At 59.8% G+C, this 16,787-nt stretch carries 12 protein-coding genes; 3 read left to right on the plus strand and 9 right to left on the minus strand.

Annotated elements, in window-relative coordinates; genetic code table 11:
• Positions 1–4,331, minus strand: a 4,331-nt coding sequence (locus J4E42_RS28795; protein WP_207286730.1) for an RHS repeat-associated core domain-containing protein, incomplete at its 3' end; no start/stop codon positions are given.
• A gap of 261 nt (positions 4,332–4,592) precedes the next feature.
• On the opposite strand from J4E42_RS28795, the gene J4E42_RS28800 reads away from it, so the two are divergent.
• On the plus strand, positions 4,593–5,288 hold the full coding sequence (locus J4E42_RS28800) for an HAD-IA family hydrolase (protein WP_008042293.1): 696 nt from the start codon (positions 4,593–4,595) through the stop codon (positions 5,286–5,288).
• A 144-nt stretch (positions 5,289–5,432) separates the two neighbouring features.
• Here the strand turns inward: J4E42_RS28800 and J4E42_RS28805 are convergent, their stop codons facing one another.
• On the minus strand, positions 5,433–6,179 hold the full coding sequence (locus J4E42_RS28805) for a 3-oxoacyl-ACP reductase family protein (protein ID WP_207286731.1): 747 nt from the start codon (positions 6,177–6,179) through the stop codon (positions 5,433–5,435).
• A gap of 126 nt (positions 6,180–6,305) precedes the next feature.
• Between J4E42_RS28805 and J4E42_RS28810 the strand changes: the two genes are divergently transcribed.
• The gene (locus tag J4E42_RS28810) at positions 6,306–7,229 is read left to right on the plus strand and encodes a LysR family transcriptional regulator (RefSeq protein ID WP_207286732.1); all 924 of its coding nucleotides are present in this window, start codon (positions 6,306–6,308) and stop codon (positions 7,227–7,229) included.
• 107 nt (positions 7,230–7,336) lie between these two features.
• Here J4E42_RS28810 and J4E42_RS28815 read toward each other — a convergent pair whose 3' ends face one another.
• The 3 genes from J4E42_RS28815 to J4E42_RS28825 form a co-directional block, all read right to left on the minus strand.
• Entirely contained in the window at positions 7,337–8,065 is a 729-nt protein-coding gene (locus J4E42_RS28815; RefSeq protein ID WP_008027338.1) for an aspartate/glutamate racemase family protein, read from the minus strand.
• Positions 8,066–8,122: 57 nt separating this feature from the next.
• Positions 8,123–9,649: an NCS1 family nucleobase:cation symporter-1 gene (locus J4E42_RS28820; protein ID WP_008042296.1), complete on the minus strand. Its 1,527-nt coding sequence runs from the start codon at positions 9,647–9,649 to the stop codon at positions 8,123–8,125.
• Between the two features lie 572 nt (positions 9,650–10,221).
• Positions 10,222–10,962, minus strand: coding sequence for a phosphoadenylyl-sulfate reductase (locus tag J4E42_RS28825; RefSeq protein ID WP_008042297.1), 741 nt, complete (start codon positions 10,960–10,962; stop codon positions 10,222–10,224).
• Between the two features lie 173 nt (positions 10,963–11,135).
• On the opposite strand from J4E42_RS28825, the gene thrH reads away from it, so the two are divergent.
• A complete protein-coding gene (gene thrH / locus J4E42_RS28830; protein ID WP_008027341.1) occupies positions 11,136–11,753 on the plus strand; it encodes a bifunctional phosphoserine phosphatase/homoserine phosphotransferase ThrH in 618 nt (205 codons plus the stop codon).
• Positions 11,754–11,865: 112 nt separating this feature from the next.
• Here the strand turns inward: thrH and pabB are convergent, their stop codons facing one another.
• The 4 genes from pabB to J4E42_RS28850 all read right to left on the minus strand — a co-directional run bounded on the left by pabB (position 11,866) and on the right by J4E42_RS28850 (position 16,481).
• Positions 11,866–13,203 carry an aminodeoxychorismate synthase component I gene (pabB, locus tag J4E42_RS28835; protein ID WP_207286733.1) on the minus strand — a complete coding sequence of 446 codons (1,338 nt, stop codon included), beginning with the start codon at positions 13,201–13,203 and terminating at the stop codon, positions 11,866–11,868.
• Positions 13,204–13,417: 214 nt separating this feature from the next.
• On the minus strand, positions 13,418–14,404 hold the full coding sequence (locus tag J4E42_RS28840) for an alpha-L-glutamate ligase-like protein (protein WP_008027343.1): 987 nt from the start codon (positions 14,402–14,404) through the stop codon (positions 13,418–13,420).
• Entirely contained in the window at positions 14,404–15,939 is a 1,536-nt protein-coding gene (locus tag J4E42_RS28845; protein ID WP_008042311.1) for an inactive transglutaminase family protein, read from the minus strand. The genes J4E42_RS28840 and J4E42_RS28845 overlap by 1 nt, the downstream gene beginning before the upstream one ends.
• Positions 15,940–15,944: 5 nt before the next feature.
• Complete coding sequence (locus J4E42_RS28850; RefSeq protein WP_008042313.1) at positions 15,945–16,481, minus strand: ATP-dependent zinc protease; 537 nt, start codon at positions 16,479–16,481, stop codon at positions 15,945–15,947.
• Between the last annotated feature and the right edge of the window lie 306 nt (positions 16,482–16,787).

The following is a 16,787-nucleotide window of genomic DNA, read 5'->3' on the forward strand; positions in this document are numbered from 1 at the left end:
ACGTACCGATACCCGTTCAGTCCACCCGCCAATCCGACCGGGTCCGGCGTCAGATACCGCCCCACATCCGGCTGGTAATACCGATGCCGGTTGTAGTGCAAGCCTGTTTCCGGGTCGAAGTACTGGCCCTGAAACCGCAGCGGCTGGTCGAGGATCTGGTGGGTGTCGCGGTTGAGGCGGGTGAGGCGGCCGTAGGCGGTGTATTGGGCGGACCAGACGATTTCGCCGCTGTAATCGGTGAGTTCTTGCGGTGTGCCGAGGTGGTCGAGTTGGTAGTAAAACGGGCAGGCGTTGCGCGGGCCTTTGCCGTCGAGCATGGCCAGCGGGCGATAGCTGCCTGGCTCGTAGACGTAGCTGCGGTAGTGCTCGCGACTGCTTTCGGCGACGAGGTTGTCGCCCTGCCAAAAAAACTCGGTGGTGTTGCCATCGACGTTTTTGCTGATGCGGCGGCCGAAGGCATCGTAGCGGTAGGTCGCCTGGCTGCCGTTGGGCAGGGTGATGCCGATCAGGCGATGCTGGCAGTCGTAACGGTACTCGGTGACCAGTTTTTGTGAAGTGCCGCGGCGTTCGCGGATCAGGTTGCCGAAGGCGTCGTAATCGTAGTGGCGGTCGCCTTGCATCAGCAGGCGATTGCCTTTGACCATGGCCGGACCGGGTCGGTCCTGCATCAGCAGGTTGCCGGTCGGGTCGTGGGCGAAGTTTTCCGGTTGGTGATCTCGGGAGTGGCGGACGCGGATCAGGCGATCGAGCGAATCGTAGAGGTAGCTGCGCTGACCGTGCCGCGTGTCGGCAATGTGGTCGAGGTTGCCGTTGGCGCTGTAGGCATAGTCGCGGCGATACAGCGGTTGCAGGTTTTGCCGGACAGCGTGGGCGTTCAGTCGACCTTGATTGTCATACTGATAATCGCTGAGCAGCAGGCCCTGTTGACGGTTCTGTTCGCGGCCGGCGAAAAAGGTGTGAGCGGTCAGTCGGGCGCCATTGAGGTCAATGGCCGTCAGCGCGCCACCCTTGGCATGGTGGTAATCGAGTTTGCTGTTGTCGGGCAGGCGCAAGTGGTTGAGCTGGCCACAGGCATCGTAGCCATATCGCAGCGTGCCCCAGCCTTGGTGTTCGGTGACTAGCCGACCCTGTTTGTCGTATTCGAACTCCAGCGGGTGATCGTGACCGTCATCGACGCTGACCAGCCGGCCAAGGCTGTCGTAGCGATATTCGACATTGACACCGTCGGGCAGCGTCTTGACCAGCAGCCGTCCCGTCGAATCACGTTGATAGCCCGTGACCCATTGCGAGCCGTCGTCGCCGAACTCGGTTTTTTTCAGCAACTGTCCATTGAGGTCGTAGGCATACGCGGTGCGTTGGCCATCGAATCCGGTTTCCTGTCGGATCAATCCATTGAGCGTGTAGTCCAGCAGATATTTACCGCCGGACTCATTCTCAATTTCGGTCAGCAACAACCGTGCGTTGTCGTACCGATAAAGCAGTTGTGTGCCATCGGGATTGATCCGACGGCTGACCAGATGCAGATCATCGGCATATTCAAAGCGCGTGGTGCGCCCCAGTTCATCCCGTTCGGCGGTGACCTTGCCGTAGGCGTTGTAGCTGAAGGCGCGACTGGCACCTGTAGGAAGCGTCGTCTGAATCAGTCGTCCAACGGCATCCCATGAGTAGCGAGTGACGGCACCGTGTTCGTCCTGGCGGGTAACCTGCCGGCCCAACGCATCGTAGGAAAAGCGCCGCTGACCGCCACCCGGCAAGGTCTCTTCGATCAGTTGACCCAAGGCATTCCGGACGAACACATGCCGACTGTTGTCCGGAAAGCGGATCGACAGCAGCAGGCCTTTTTCATCGTGGTGGTAGTAGGTGACATGCCCCTCGGGGTCGGTCGCCTCGATGACCTCTCCCTGAGCATTGCGCTGATACTTCCACACGGCGTTGCCGCGATACCGCGCATGCAGGAAGCCATTGCGGTACTCGTAGGACGTTGGCTCACCTTCGGGTGGAATCAGGGCAATCAGCCGTCCGACATCGTCATAGCGGTAGCGGGTCATTGCCCCGAGCGGATTCTTTTCGGCAATCAGCCGCCCCTGGCCGTCATAGACATTGAGGTGTTCCGCCCCATCGGGTTCGACCCTCCGCACCAGGCGTGCCCGGTCGTCGTGCTGGTAAAACGCTTCGCTGCCATCAACGTTTTTAACCTGCACGCCGCCGTTGTCATCCCACACATAGCGCGTGTCCATCTGCGAAAACGATGCCCAATGTCGGACGCATCGCGCAGACTTGCCGGACCTTTCCCACTCCCAGAAGAAGCTCGCGCCACCGGCCAATTGCCGCTGCAGGATGACGTGCTGGTCGTCATAGTCGTAGCGTTCGCTTTCGCCGGCGGCGTTGGTCGCTTCGATCAAGCGATGACAGGCGTCGTAGCGGTAGGTCACCAGTGTCTGTTCGGTGCGCCAGGCATCTTCCAGGGTGTCGGCGGGATGAAAGCGCTGATACTCGACGGCGGCGAGGTGTCGGCGGTCGTAGCGCAATCGCAGCGAGCGTCCGGCACCGTTGTCGAGGCGCATGATTCTGTCGGCGTTGTCCCGTTGCACTGTCAGACGGTTGCCATAGGCATCGCTGATGGCTGTCAGTCGACCTGTACGGAAGTGGTAAAAACGCGTCGCTTCGCCTGCCATTGCGAGGATCAGTTCCTCCGGCTCATCCCCCAGGAAAATCGCCGCCCGCGACAGGCTGTTATGAATGTTCGGACGTTCAACCTTGGGCAAAGGGAAGGTCGTACGACGGTTTTCGTGGTCGATCCAGCTAACCTGTTCACCGTCGATTTCCAGCCGATGTGCAAGGGCATGACTCCAGCCAAATCCGAGCCCGCAGTCGATTCCGACAGCACTGGTGCGATACACGCGGATGAACTCGAACGGCAACCGACCATCCAGCGAACCATCGATCAGGGTCAGCAGTTCTTCGCCGGTGACCATCGATACCGGGCAGCCGTTGGTTGTGGTTCTATCCGCTGAATCGACGTTGTCGCCGTTTGGGTTTTGCGCGGGAGCAGGGGCGTCGTCGTGGTGTTCCTGGCGGCTCAGGCGGGTCTTGGCTTCGGACTTGTCACGGGCAAGGGCGACCGGGTTTTTCACCCGCACAATCGGTGATTCACCGGTGGTGATGTGCAACGGAGTTGCCGGCGCGGGTTTGAGCGGCACGTTCCGCGCGTTGACCATCAGCGGTTTGAGGGCGCCGGCGTGGCTGGTCAGATCCGATCTGTTCGCAAGCTCAGCCAGGCGCAAGCTTGCGGCGGCCAGCCATTGTCGGGCTCGTTCGGACTTGACCTTGCCCAGCACCTTGGCGCTGATGCCGAGTTTCAGGCCTGTAGGACCTGTGAGCCGCACCAGCAGGAAAGCGATGAGTATTTCTGTACGAATTTCCGCGACCACTTCGGCGATGTACTGCGGCGGCAACATCCGCAGCCAACTGGTGAAAGCCGCGAGATGAATGAACATCAGCGGCTCATCACTCAACACCAGCATCACATTGGCGATGGCTTCGGCCGAAGCGTTCAGCAGTGTCTCAAGCTCAACCTCGGTCAGGTATTCAAGAAGCTTTTCACTGTTGGCCTGCAGGTCCGCGATCAGGGCGTAGATCTGCTTCACGTCATCCCACAAACCGTGCAGCGATTTCTCGAATCCGCGCCAGTCGGCCCGTTGCAGCATGCCGTAGCGTTCAGGGAAACCGGCCTCGGAAAACCCCGCCCATAAAGGCTGGAATTCACTCGTCCACTCGTTGCGCAACCAGCCTTCAAGCTCATCGATCACGCTGAGATAGGACGCATGAAGTGCTTTGACGTGAGCGGTGGAAACATTGGGAAAGAATGTGATGCGGTAACGATGACCGCGCCAACACTCAGGGATTTCGAGGATGCCGCTGGGGCCGATGGTGTGATGCACCGGTTCGCCAAAAGTCATCTCGCCGTTGCTCTCTTCAATGATCGGTTCGAGCATCACCGGCGTATCACCAATGGGCACAAAGCGAGCCGCGTCGAACATATGCACGAGGGTCAACGGACCGCTGGCCGGGCATCTGGCGATCGTCGAACTGACGGGGGCGGAGGAATCCCTCGGTGTGCTCAAACGAACGTCGTTGCCGACCTTGAACACTTGCTCGACCTCCAGCGCCCATCCTGTCCAGAAGCTTTCCGCCCAGGCCTCGTAGTCATTGAGGCACAGGCGAAAATCGCCGAGCAGAGCTTCAACGTCCGGGTGCTCGGGGTTCATGGCTGCCACCACCAACAGGCCGATGGCGTTGTTCAAGGCCAGGACCTTGTCAGGGTTGAACATTCGCAGTCCCTCGCGCGGATAAATTGGGGTCGCGAGACTTTGCGGGGGATCAACGAGGAAAGAAGTCGGGAAAGGAGGTGTTTGGTGTAGGGCGAATCGCTAAATCATGCTCAGCGATTCGGCGAAGGTTTTGTCACCGTCGGGAGATTGCCCGTTGCTCTCTGCCGGCCGCGCTCGCTATGCTGCTGAACCCTTTAATCAAATCCCGGAATCAGCTATGCCTGAGCCGACCGGGGTGTCATTAAAAACGGATCAGATGCGATGAATGCACCGCTGAAAGAGTTCGGCCCGATCAAAGCCGTGATTTTCGACATGGACGGCTTGCTGCTGGACACCGAGGGCATTTACACCGAAGTCACGTCGATGATCGCCGAGCGATATGGCCGGACCTTCGACTGGAGCGTCAAACAGAACATCATCGGCCGTGGCGCGGGTGATCTGGCGCGTTATGTGGTTGAAGCGCTGGACCTGCCGATTACCGCCGAGGAGTTCCTGGTGATCCGCGAGCCGCTGATGCGCGAGCGTTTTCCCACCGCGCTGGCGATGCCCGGTGCCGAGGAGCTGGTGCGGCACTTGAAGGCCAACAACATTCCGATCGCGGTGGGCACCAGTTCGTCGCGTCTGTCGTTCGGCCAGAAAACCACGTTGCACCGTGACTGGTTTGCGCTGTTCGACTTCGTCGTGACAGCCGATGACCCGGAAGTCGGTGCGGCCAAACCGGCGCCGGACATCTTCCTCACCGCAGCACGCCGCCTGGGCGTGGCGCCCGGGGATTGCCTGGTGTTCGAAGATTCGCCGTTCGGCGTGACTGCGGCGAAAGCGGCGGGGATGACGGCGATTGCGATTCCCGATGCTGCAATGGCCGACGAAAAATACGCACACGCCGATGGCATTCTTCGTACGTTGAAAGCGTTCAAGCCGAGTGCGTGCGGTTTGCCGGCGCTTGAGTGGTCATAACACGATTGGTGCAATGACACAGACCCATGTGGGAGCGAGCCTGCTCGCGATAGCGGTTTTTCAGTCGACATCAATGTAGGCTGACAAACCGCTATCGCGAGCAGGCTCGCTCCCACAGTTTATTTTGCGTTTAACCTTCCCGAATCAGGCGCCGAAACCACCGTCGATGGTCAGGCTGGCACCGGTGATGTACCCGGCTTCCGGGCCTGCAAGATAAGCGACGAAGCTGGCGATTTCTTCAGCTTTACCATAACGACCCACAGCCATCAGCGGGATCAGGCTTTCGGCGAAGTCGCCGCTGGCCGGGTTCATGTCGGTGTCGACCGGGCCCGGTTGCACGTTATTGATGGTGATGCCCCGTGGCCCAAGGTCGCGTGCCAGACCTTTGGTCAGACCGACCAGTGCCGCTTTGCTCATCGCGTACGGGCCACCGCCGGCGAAGGGCATGCGGTCGGCGTTGGTGCTGCCGATGTTGATGATGCGACCGCCTTCGGTCATGTGTTTCGCGGCGGCCTGGGTGGCGATGAACACGCTGCGTACGTTGATCGCCAGCGTCTGGTCGAAGTCTTCGAGTTTGAAGTCTTCCAGCGGGGCAACGGCCAGCACGCCAGCGTTGTTGACCAGGATGTCCAGGCGACCGAAGGCTTTGACGGTGGCGCTCACCGCATCGCGAATCGCCTCGGCGTCGGCACTGTCAGCCTTGATGGCCAGCGCTTTGCCGCCTTTGGCGGTGAGGCTGTTTTGCAGTTCTTCAGCCTTGGCCGTGGAGCTTACGTAGGTGAAGGCAACCGTCGCGCCTTCAGCGGCCAGGCGTTTGACGATGGCCGCGCCGATGCCGCGGGACCCGCCTTGAATCAAAGCCACTTTGCCGCTGAGGTTCTGAGTAGTCATGTCGATCTCCAAAGTCGCCGTGGCGAGATGCCGCGGTTGATGGAGCCTAGTATTGATTCAGGATTACAGGCTGTGTAGACGGTAATTACGATAGTCTGTGTAAACCAAAAGTTTATAGTGGCGCTTATGGAAACCTTCAGCAGTATCGAATGCTTCGTGCGCAGCGCCGAAGTCGGCAGCTTTGCCGAGGCCGCGCGACGCCTGAGCCTGACCCCGGCGGCGGTGGGCAAGAGTGTGGCAAAACTTGAGGCCCGGCTCGGTGTGCGGCTGTTTCAGCGCAGCACCCGTAGCCTGACGCTGACCGAGGCTGGCCATCTGTTTCTCGGCGAAGTCAGTTCCAGCCTGCACACGATCCAGAATGCCGTGGCCAATCTCGCGAGCGCCGAAGGGCGGCCGGCGGGAACTTTGAAAGTCAGCATGGGCACGGTGTTCGGACGGTTGTATGTGGTGCCGTTGCTGGGCGAGTTTCTGAGGCGGTTTCCGGCAATCAATCCGGACTGGCATTTTGATAACCGCCAGGTCGATCTGATTGCACAAGGGTTCGATGCCGCGATTGGCGGTGGATTCGAGCTGCCGCAGGGCGTGGTCGCGCGCAAGCTGACGCCGGCGCATCGGGTGTTGGTGGCGTCAGCCGAATATCTGGCGGGGCGCGAAGTGGTCGTTGAACCGGATGATCTCAAGCATCACGACGGGATTCTGATTCGGTCGCCGCAGACGGGGCGAGTGCGGTCCTGGCAATTGACCAGCCGCACCCAGCAACACAGCCCTTTGACGCTAAAGGCGCGGATGACCATGAGCGATTCCGAAGCGGCGTGTGCGACGGCGGTTCAGGGGTTGGGGATCGCGTTGGTGAGCATGCCGTTCGCTTCGGGTTATCTGGAAGCCGGGACGTTGCAGCGGGTATTGCCGGACTGGTTTGTCGACGATGGCAACATTTCCATTTACTACGCTGAGCACAAATTGTTGCCGGGCAAGACGCGGGCGTTTGTGGATTTCATTATTGAGCAGTTTGCGGAGCAGGGGTTGGCGTCGCGGTTTAGTGCGGTTTGAGTCTGGCTTGATACCGAGTTGGCCTTTTCGCGGGCAAGCCTCGCTCCTACAGGGATTGCACGTATTCTGTAGGAGCGAGGCTTGCCCGCGAAAAACGATAACGCGGTCTACCGCCCAAACCGCCCCGGCCAGCCAATGATGTGTTTCGGTCGAGGCGTCGCATACGTCCTTACCTTCGACGTCGACAACCCCAATCGCACCAGCGACTCGGCAATCGTCACCGCCGCCGTCACGCCATCTACGACCGGCACCCCGGTGCGCTGACGAATCTGCTCGTCCAGCCCGGCCATCCCGCCGCAACCGAGGCAAATCACCTCGGCCTTGTCTTCCAGTACTGCCAATTCCGCCTGACGAACAATCGCCTCAAGCGCCCGTTGCGGATCGGATTCCAGCTCCAGCACCGCCAGGCCACTGGCCCGCACGGATGCGCAACGGTCCCACAGCCCTGAGAGTTTCAGCCGATCCTCGATCAACGGCACGGTACGGTCCAGCGTGGTGACCACCGAATAGGCATGACCGAGGAACATCGCCGTGCTGGCGGCAGCGTCGGTGATGTCCACCACCGGCACGTTGAGCAGTTCCTGCAACCCTTCGCGACCGTGCTCGCCGTAACCGGCCTGAATCACCGCATCGAAGGGTTGATCGTAGGACATCACTCGATCCATCACGGCGATGGCAGCCAGGTAGCTTTCGAAATTGCCTTCGATGGAGTCGGCACCGAAGTGCGGTGTCAGGCCGATGATTTCGGTGCCAGGCGCGGCCACGGCTTGAGCCGAACGGGCGATGGCCTGGGTAATGGATTCGGTGGTGTTGACGTTGACCACGAGAATTCGCATGGAAAATCCTTATAGCGGGGTGGTTCTGCGGCCCGACGGTGCCGGGCCGTCATGGGGTTAATGGCTGACGTTATCGACCGCGATGGCTTCGCCGCTGACATCTGCGTAGTGCGGCTGTCGCTTGGCGATGATCAGGTACAGCATTCCGGCGATCCCGGCACCAATCAGCCAGGAGAACGGCGATACGAGATGGAAACCCGGCACCAGCGCCAGGACGATGGCGATCAGCGCTGCAGGAATGAACGCCGCCACCGCACGTAAATTGACGCCTCGGCTGTAGTAATAAGCGCCGTCGGGGTCTTCGCTGTACAACTGCGGCACGTTGATCTGACCTTTTCGTACAAGCCAGTAGTCGACCATGATCACCCCGTACAACGGGCCGAGCAGGGCGCCGAGGCCGGACAGGAAATACACGATCACCAACGGGCTGTTGTAGAGGTTCCACGGCAGGATCAGCACGGCGATGGTCGCGCTGATCAGCCCGGCACGGCGAAAGGTCAGGTATTTCGGTGCCAGGTTGCTCAGCACGAAGGCCGGGGCGACGAAGTTGGCCATGATGTTCACCGCCACGGTGACGATGAGGAAGGCCAGGCAACCGAGGACCAGGAAGAAGGTATTGGGGATCGACGCGATGATTTCCGTCGGGCTTTCGATGATCCGGCCATTGATCTGAAATTGCGCACCGCAGAGCAGGACGGTGATGCCGGCGAACACCAGAATATTCACCGGCAGGCCCCAGAAATTTCCAACCTTGATCGTCTTGCGGCACGGCGAAGAGCGGGCGAAGTCGCAGAAGTTGAGGATCAGCGTGCCGTAGATCGCCAGCCACAAGGCGCCGCCGGCAAAAATGTTGCGCCACATCTCGCCGCCAGTGAGCGGCTCACGGATCGACCACGCGATGGTCGCGTTGGCCTGGGTGTACATCCACGCGGCCAGGGCGGCGACGGTCAGCAGAATCACCGGACCGGCGAACGCTTCATAGCGCCGCACCATCTCCATCCCGTAGGCAAGAATCGCCAGTTGTACCAGCCAGATCGCGACGAAACACACCCAGCCCAGGCTCGACAGACCGAGGATCGAGTTGTGGTCGTAGTCGGCGAATCCCGGATGCACCGCCGTCAGCAGCACGCGAAACACCACCGAGGCGAGGTACGTCTGAATACCGAACCAGGCGATGGCGATAACGGCGCGGATCAATGCAGGAATTTGCGCCCCATGGATACCGAAACTGATCCGGCTGATGACCGGAAACGGCACACCGGTTTTCTGGCCCATGTAGCCGGAGAGGTTCATGAAGCAATACACCAGCGCCGCGCCGATCCCGAGCGACAACAGAATCTGCCAGCCGCCCAGACCTAACGCATACAGGCCGATGGCGAAGGAGTAGTTGGCGATGTTGTGAACGTCGTTGGTCCATAGGGCAAAAATGCTGTAACGGCCCCAGCGCCGGCCTTCGGCCTTGGTCGGTGCCAGGTCTTTGTTGTGCAGGCGCGGGCTGAGCACCACGGGGTCTTGAAACGTTTGAACGGGGGAAGAGGAGGGCAGATCCAGCGCGATGTTGTTATTGGAGAGGCTAGTACGCATTCCGGCAGGCTCCGAGCTTGGCATCGCGATGACTGTGCATGAGCGTGGGCTCGACAAATCTTCGTCGCGGACAACAAGCATCATTGGTTACGGGGCATCTGCAGCCTGTACGGGATAGGGCGCTTCAGGCTTGCGGATCTAAAGTGTGTGTATGTTTTGATATGATTGTATACAAAACATGTATGCACTTAAGCCAGATCCATGCCAGTCAGCGATCTATAAAATTCACCGGTAATTTCGTTTTGTTATCTGTAATTGGTAAGTGACTGAAATCAAGACGATATAAATTGACCGATTGAACAGGTATTTATTTTTCAGCGGGATTCGCGGAGGTGTGAACGAGGGAGTGTCAGGCGGGATGAATGTAACTTTTCAGGGCGCAGAAACGAAAAGTGCACACATAAATGGCGCCTAAGGTGACATTCGTGTGTACACATTTACTGGGCCGGTCACGAAACCTGTAGGAGCCAGCTTGCTGGCGATTGCGATCTTTCAGTCAATGCAGCTGTGACTGACACACCGCTATCGCCAGCAAGCTGGCTCCTACAAGGGAATTTTGTCAGGCCCGGGGATCAGGCTTTTGACTTGCTGATGATATTCCCCGCATGCAACCCGCATTCTTTCTGCGTCGCCTCTTCCCACCACCAGCGACCTTCACGCTCGTGCTGGTTCGGCAGCACCGGGCGGGTGCACGGTTCGCAGCCGATGCTGATGAAGCCGCGTTCATGCAGGCTGTTGTACGGCAGCTCGAGCATGCGGATGTAGCCCCAGATCTCTTCGCTGGTCATTTGCGCCAGCGGATTGAATTTGTACAGGGTGCGTTCCGGGGTGGAGAAGGCGGTGTCGATTTCCAGTACCGCGACGGCGCTGCGGGTGCCGGGGCTCTGGTCCCGACGCTGGCCGGTGGCCCAGGCGGTCACGCCCGAGAGTTTACGGCGCAGCGGCTCGATCTTGCGGATGCCGCAGCACTCGCCATGGCCGTCCTTGTAGAAACTGAACAGGCCTTTTTCCTTCACGAACGGTTCGAGTTTCGTGTAGTCCGGCGACACCAGCTCGATGTCGATCTTGTAGTGCTCGCGCACTTGATCGATGAAGCGGTAGGTCTCGGGGTGCAGGCGGCCGGTGTCGAGGCTGAACACTTTGACGTTCTTGTTCAGCTTCCAGGCCATGTCCACCAGCACCACGTCTTCGGCGCCGCTGAAAGATATCCACAGGTCATCGCCGAACTCGGCAAACGCGAGTTTCAGGATGTCCTGGGCGGATTTGTTGGCATAGGTCGTGGCGAGTTCCACGACATCGAACGATGGGCTCATCAGGGCGGCTTCCTACAGGTCGGTGGCGCTGGGCGCTCTATATGGATCTGATGGTAACAAAATCCTGCAACCACTGGCGCGCCCTCTGCGTTGCGCAGGTCAGTGCGAGTCGCTAGAGTTCGGCAGTCCTTTTGCTCGCTCGACTCAATAATCAATACAAATGGGAGTGTCTTGTGGAAATTGCCTGTCTGGATCTTGAAGGTGTGCTGGTCCCGGAAATCTGGATCGCCTTCGCCGAAAAAACCGGAATCGAATCCCTCAGGGCCACCACTCGGGATATTCCCGACTACGACGTGCTGATGAAGCAGCGCCTGCGGATTCTTGATGAGCATGGCCTGAAACTCACCGACATCCAGGAAGTGATCGCCACATTGAAGCCGCTGGACGGTGCCATCGAGTTCGTCAACTGGCTGCGTGAGCGCTTTCAGGTGGTGATTTTGTCGGACACGTTCTACGAGTTCTCCCAACCGCTGATGCGCCAATTGGGTTTCCCGACCTTGCTCTGCCATCGTCTGATTACCGACGATGCCGGGCGGGTGACGAGCTATCAGTTGCGTCAGAAAGATCCGAAACGTCAGTCGGTTCTGGCGTTCAAGAGTCTTTATTATCGGGTGATTGCGGCGGGGGATTCCTACAACGACACCACGATGCTGGGCGAGGCGGATGCGGGGATTCTGTTCCATGCGCCGGATAACGTGATTCGCGAGTTCCCGCAATTCCCGGCGGTGCATACGTTTGAGGATTTGAAGCAGGAGTTCATCAAGGCTTCGAATCGGGCGTTGAGTTTGTAGGCGTTTTCTAGGACGCCTTCGCGGGCAAGCCTCGCTCCTACAGATTTTGTGTCGTTCGCACGTAACGGGAACGACGCAAAACCTGTAGGAGCGAGGCTTGCCCGCGAAGCTTTCAAAGGTTTTGCAGGGTATCGAGCAACACCTTCACCTTGGTGATCGACTCCTGATACTCGGCCTGCCATTGCGAATCCGCAACGATCCCGCCACCGCCCCAGCAACACACCTGCCCATCCTTGACCAGCAAGCTGCGGATCGCGATTGAACTGTCCATCTCGCCGCGCACATCCAGATACAGCAACGAACCACAGTACAAACCGCGTCGGGTCGGCTCCAGTTCATCAATGATCTGCATCGCGCGAATCTTCGGCGCCCCGGTAATCGAACCGCCGGGGAAGCTGCCTGCGATCAGGTCCAGCGCATCCCGGTCATCCGCCAGTTCGCCGGTCACGCTGCTCACCAGGTGATGCACATTCGGATAGCTTTCGAGACTGAACAACTCCGGCACCCGCACCGAGCCAATGCGGCACGTACGGCCGAGATCGTTGCGCAGCAGGTCGACGATCATCAGGTTTTCCGCGCGATCCTTGGGGCTGGCCAGGAGTTCGGCGGCGTTCGCCGCATCTTCGGCTGCGTTCTGGCCACGAGGGCGAGTGCCCTTGATCGGGCGGGTCTCCACGTGGCGGTCGCTGACTTTGACGAAGCGCTCCGGCGACAGGCTCAGCACCGCGCCACCGTCGGGCAGGCGCTGGAAACCGGAAAATGGCGTCGGACACGCCGCGCGCAACGCGCAGTACGCGGCCCACGGATCACCTTGGCACTCGGCGCGGAAGCGTTGGGCAAAGTTGACCTGGTAGCAGTCGCCCGCCTGAATGTATTGCTGGATACGTTCTATCGCCTGGCGATAGTCATCAGCGCTCAGGTCGGCGCTCATCGGTGCCTTGAGCTTGAACGATTCGATCGTTTCAGCCACGGGCTGACTGAACAGCGTGATCAGGCGTTGACGTTCGCTGTCGATCAGCGACGGGTGGAACACCAGCTGACTGGTCATCCGTTGGTGATCGCTGATCAGAGCCCAGTCGTAGAGCCCGAAACGCGCATCCGGCAATTGCAGATCGTCCTGTGCCTGGCTCGGCAGGTTTTCCAGGTGGCGGCCGAAATCGTAGCTCAGGTAGCCGATCAGGCCACCGGCGAAGGGCAGATCAGGCGCCAGCGCCGCCTCACCGAGTCGTGTCAGATTGTCGCGAAGGCGTTGCAGGAAATCGCCACCGCTTTCGTCAGGCATTACCGCCAGTTGTTCCAGTGGCCAGGCACTGAGCAGGTCATAACGCCCGCGATCAGCCGTTGGCCGGCCACTGTCGAGCAGCACGGCGCCGGGGGCATGACGGATCGCCGCGAAGTACTCGGCGGGGTTGGCGCGATAGGGCAGCGGATGTACGGAACAGGTCAGCATGGGCGGGGCAGATCAGCCATCGAGGCGGGGGTGGCGATTGTAGTCCCCTCGGGGAATTGCTCCTAGAGGGGATGTCGGGGATTGGCAGATTGGAGGCAGGGTCAAGAGCTGTGGTGGTCGACGGTCAGCCATCGCGAGCAGGCTCGCTCCCACATGGGATCGCATACTCCTGTGGGAGCGAGCCTGCTCGCGATGGGCGCGACTCGGTCCCGGATCAACCCTCAACCGCAGGAATATGCCCGAACATCTCCTGCACAAACGCCATGCGTTCCTCCACGGTCTCGGTAATTCCGCGTGCTTTCAACTCTTCCAGCCGCGCCTCGACCGCATGGGTGCGCAACGTCAGGCCGCAATCGTTGGCGATCTGGATGTTCAACCCCGGCCGGGCATTCAGCTCAAGAATCAGCGGGCCTTTCTCCTGGTCCAGCACCATGTCGACCCCGATGTAACCCAGTCCGCACAGCTCGTAACAGCCGGCCGCGAGTTTCATGAAGCCGTCCCAGTAGGGCAGTTGCACACCGTCCACCGCGTTGGTGGTGTCCGGGTGCTTGGCGATGATGTTGTTCAGCCAGGTGCCGCGCAGGGTCAGGCCGGTGGCGAGGTCGACACCGACGCCGATGGCGCCCTGGTGAAGGTTGGCCTTGCCGCCGGACTGGCGCGTCGGCAAGCGCAACATCGCCATGACCGGATAGCCCATCAACACGATGATACGAATGTCCGGCACACCTTCGTAGCTGATGCTTTTGAAGATCTGGTCGGGGATCACGCGGTATTCGATCAGCGCACGGTCACGGTGGCCGCCCAGCGAATACAGGCCGGTGAGGATGCTGGAGACATGGTGCTCGATTTCCTCATGACTGATGATCTTGCCGGACACCGTGCGGTAACGCCCCTCGAAGCGGTCGGCAATGACAATGATGCCGTCGCCACCGGCGCCCTGGGCCGGTTTGATCACGAAATCGCTGCGCCCGCCGATGATTTCGTCGAGGTTGTCGATTTCCTTCTCGGTGGAAATCACGCCATACAGTTCCGGCACATGAATGCCGGCGGCGATGGCGCGCTCCTTGGTGATGATCTTGTCATCGACAATCGGGTACAGGCTGCGCTTGTTGTACTTGAGCACGTAGTCCGCGTTGCGCCGATTGATCCCCATGATGCCCCGGGCTTCCAGGGCTTTCCAGGTCTTCCAGAAGCCGAACATCAGGCGTCAGCCTTCTTCAGGAAAGCCTTGAAACGCACCAGTTCGGTCAGGCGGTAGCCGCGATAACGACCCATCGCCAGCATGAAGCCCACCAGGATCAGCAGGATTGCCGGGAAGGTGAACACGAAGTAAACCAGCTCCGGCACGCTCATGATCAGGTGCGCCAGGGACGCAGCGAACAACGTGCCGATGGCCACTTTCATCGCATGCCCGGAGCCGCGTTCTTCCCAGGTGATCGACAGGCGTTCGATGGTCATGGTCAGAATCACCATCGGGAACAGCGCCACGGACAACCCGCGTTCCAGGCCCAGCTTGTGGCTGAACAGGCTGATCGCCGCGATCAGCACCACCACGAAGGTCAGCACCACCGACAACCTTGGCAGCATTTGCAACTTCAGGTGTTCAAGGTAGGAGCGCAGCGACAGCCCCAGCGCGGTGATGATGGTGAACAGCACGATGCCGAACCCGAGCTGGGTTTCGCGGAAGGCGAGGGCGATCAGCACCGGGGTAAAGGTGCCGAGGGTCTGCAAGCCGATCAGGTTGCGCAGGATCAGGATCACCAGCACGCCGATCGGGATCATCACCATGATCATGAAAGTCTGCTGGGTTTGCAGCGGCAGGCCGTACAGCGAGTATTCGAGGAAGTTGGCGTCGGTATTTTCGTCGGTCAGCTTGGCCAGGCGAATGGCGTTCATTTCGCTGTTGTTCATGCTGAAAGTGACGGTGGCTTTCTTGCCGCCATCGACGGTGATCAGGTTTTCGTCACCGGTCCACCACAACAGGCGGTCGGTCGGCAGGCCTTGCTCGCCGGTTTCCGGGTTGAAATACAGCCAGTCGGTGCCGTTGAAGCTGCGCAGCCAGAGTTCCGGGGTTTGCGGCTGGTCGGCCACCAGGCGAATGGTGTGGACCTTTTCCACCGGCACGTGGGCGATGGACAGGACCAGTTCAACGATTTTGGCCTTGTGCCCGCTGGACGGATCGCCGCCCAGCAACAGTTTCACGTTGTCGTCGTTGACGTTGTTGACCCGCTTGATCGCTTCGCCGATGAAGGTTTCGACGTCAGCCGAGTGCTGGCGGATCGGCGCGAGCAAGGCTTCAGCGGCAACTTTTTCCGCGCCTTCGACGGCGATGCTGTCGCGGAAGGTCGGGCCTTTGACCTTGGATTTTTCACCGGTGTAGCGCTTGGTCAGCACCAGGCGGTAATAAAGGGTCTGGTTGCCTTTGGCCCGGCGTGCCGACCAGGTCACCTTGCGGTTACCGTCGATACGGTTCACGGCCACGCCATAATTATTGGAGATGAAGCTTTCGTTGAGGCTGACGAAATCACGGCTCAGCGGTGGCACGAACATCTGGATCTTGACCGGGTCTTTGGCACTGGCGACGAACTCGACCTTGGCGTCGATGTTCCACAAGTCGTCGGTGGCGTCTTCGGTCACGGGAATGCCGAGCACGAAGATCTGATAGGCCGTAACTGAAATGCCCAGCACCACCAGGATGGCGATCAGCATTTTCAGATGGAGGGTAAGAGAGCGCATTGGAATTACTCTGCGGTATGAGCGTCGGTGGCGCAGGCGGGTTTGCCAGCAGCGTATTTAAGACTGGGGTCGACCAGCGCATCAAAGCGCTTGAGCGCTTCGGAGCCGATCAGGAGCGGGTATTGGAAAGCGCTGCGGTCGGTAAGGTTCACTTCGATACTGCGTAACGCCGAGCCCATGCAGATATCCAGCTCGATCACCGGACGGGCGGTGTACTTCTTGCCTTCTTCCGGGTCGTAGTCGCCGGCACGGCGCTTGATCTTGCTGACGCGGGCCAGTGGTCGTTCGATCGGGTGCGAGTGCGCGGCGTCGATCGCCAGATAGAAGCGCACCCAGGACTCGCCATTGCGTTTGAAGCGTTTGATGTCGCGGGCACTCAGGGAGGCGGTTTTCGCCCCGGTGTCGAGTTTGGCCGCGACTTCCAGATTGATGCCGTCCAGCGAGGCGTACTCGTTGAGGCCGTACACGGTTTTTTCCCCCGCCGCGGCGACACCGGGCAGGCAAAGCAGATAAAGGAAGGTGGGGAAGGGCTTGAGTCTCATAAATCCTGGTGCGCAGCGGTCCGTGTTTCGATTCAAGGCCCTGGCATCGCTGCGCAAGCTCCCTCGTATGCCTATCAACTATTTGTGACAGTTCGTGCAGATGTCACAAACAAATGCGGGCGGCATTCTAGCACGGTGGTTTTATGGCGCCAGCGCTGGGCTCTTGGGTTTGGTGTTTGGGTGATGGGGGGGATATCCGTTATTTGGGTGATGGCGGGGATTGGTTTCGCCCTTACGGCGAGTCACTTTCGAAAAGCGCGAAAGTAACCAAAGCGCTCTTGCCCCTTTCGTTCGGTGCCTCGCTGT

This window comes from Pseudomonas sp. FW300-N2A2, from assembly GCF_017351735.1.
Lineage (GTDB): Bacteria > Pseudomonadota > Gammaproteobacteria > Pseudomonadales > Pseudomonadaceae > Aquipseudomonas > Aquipseudomonas migulae.

What these genes read in the sequence shown, in the direction of transcription:
- J4E42_RS28800 (WP_008042293.1), top strand. Translation starts at nt 4,593, where the DNA reads ATGAATGCACCGCTGAAAGAGTTCGGCCCGATCAAAGCCGTGATTTTC.
- J4E42_RS28805 (WP_207286731.1), bottom strand. Translation starts at nt 6,179, where the DNA reads ATGACTACTCAGAACCTCAGCGGCAAAGTGGCTTTGATTCAAGGCGGG.
- J4E42_RS28810 (WP_207286732.1), top strand. Translation starts at nt 6,306, where the DNA reads ATGGAAACCTTCAGCAGTATCGAATGCTTCGTGCGCAGCGCCGAAGTC.
- J4E42_RS28815 (WP_008027338.1), bottom strand. Translation starts at nt 8,065, where the DNA reads ATGCGAATTCTCGTGGTCAACGTCAACACCACCGAATCCATTACCCAG.
- J4E42_RS28820 (WP_008042296.1), bottom strand. Translation starts at nt 9,649, where the DNA reads ATGCGTACTAGCCTCTCCAATAACAACATCGCGCTGGATCTGCCCTCC.
- J4E42_RS28825 (WP_008042297.1), bottom strand. Translation starts at nt 10,962, where the DNA reads ATGAGCCCATCGTTCGATGTCGTGGAACTCGCCACGACCTATGCCAAC.
- pabB (WP_207286733.1), bottom strand. Translation starts at nt 13,203, where the DNA reads ATGCTGACCTGTTCCGTACATCCGCTGCCCTATCGCGCCAACCCCGCC.
- J4E42_RS28840 (WP_008027343.1), bottom strand. Translation starts at nt 14,404, where the DNA reads ATGTTCGGCTTCTGGAAGACCTGGAAAGCCCTGGAAGCCCGGGGCATC.
- J4E42_RS28845 (WP_008042311.1), bottom strand. Translation starts at nt 15,939, where the DNA reads ATGCGCTCTCTTACCCTCCATCTGAAAATGCTGATCGCCATCCTGGTG.
- J4E42_RS28850 (WP_008042313.1), bottom strand. Translation starts at nt 16,481, where the DNA reads ATGAGACTCAAGCCCTTCCCCACCTTCCTTTATCTGCTTTGCCTGCCC.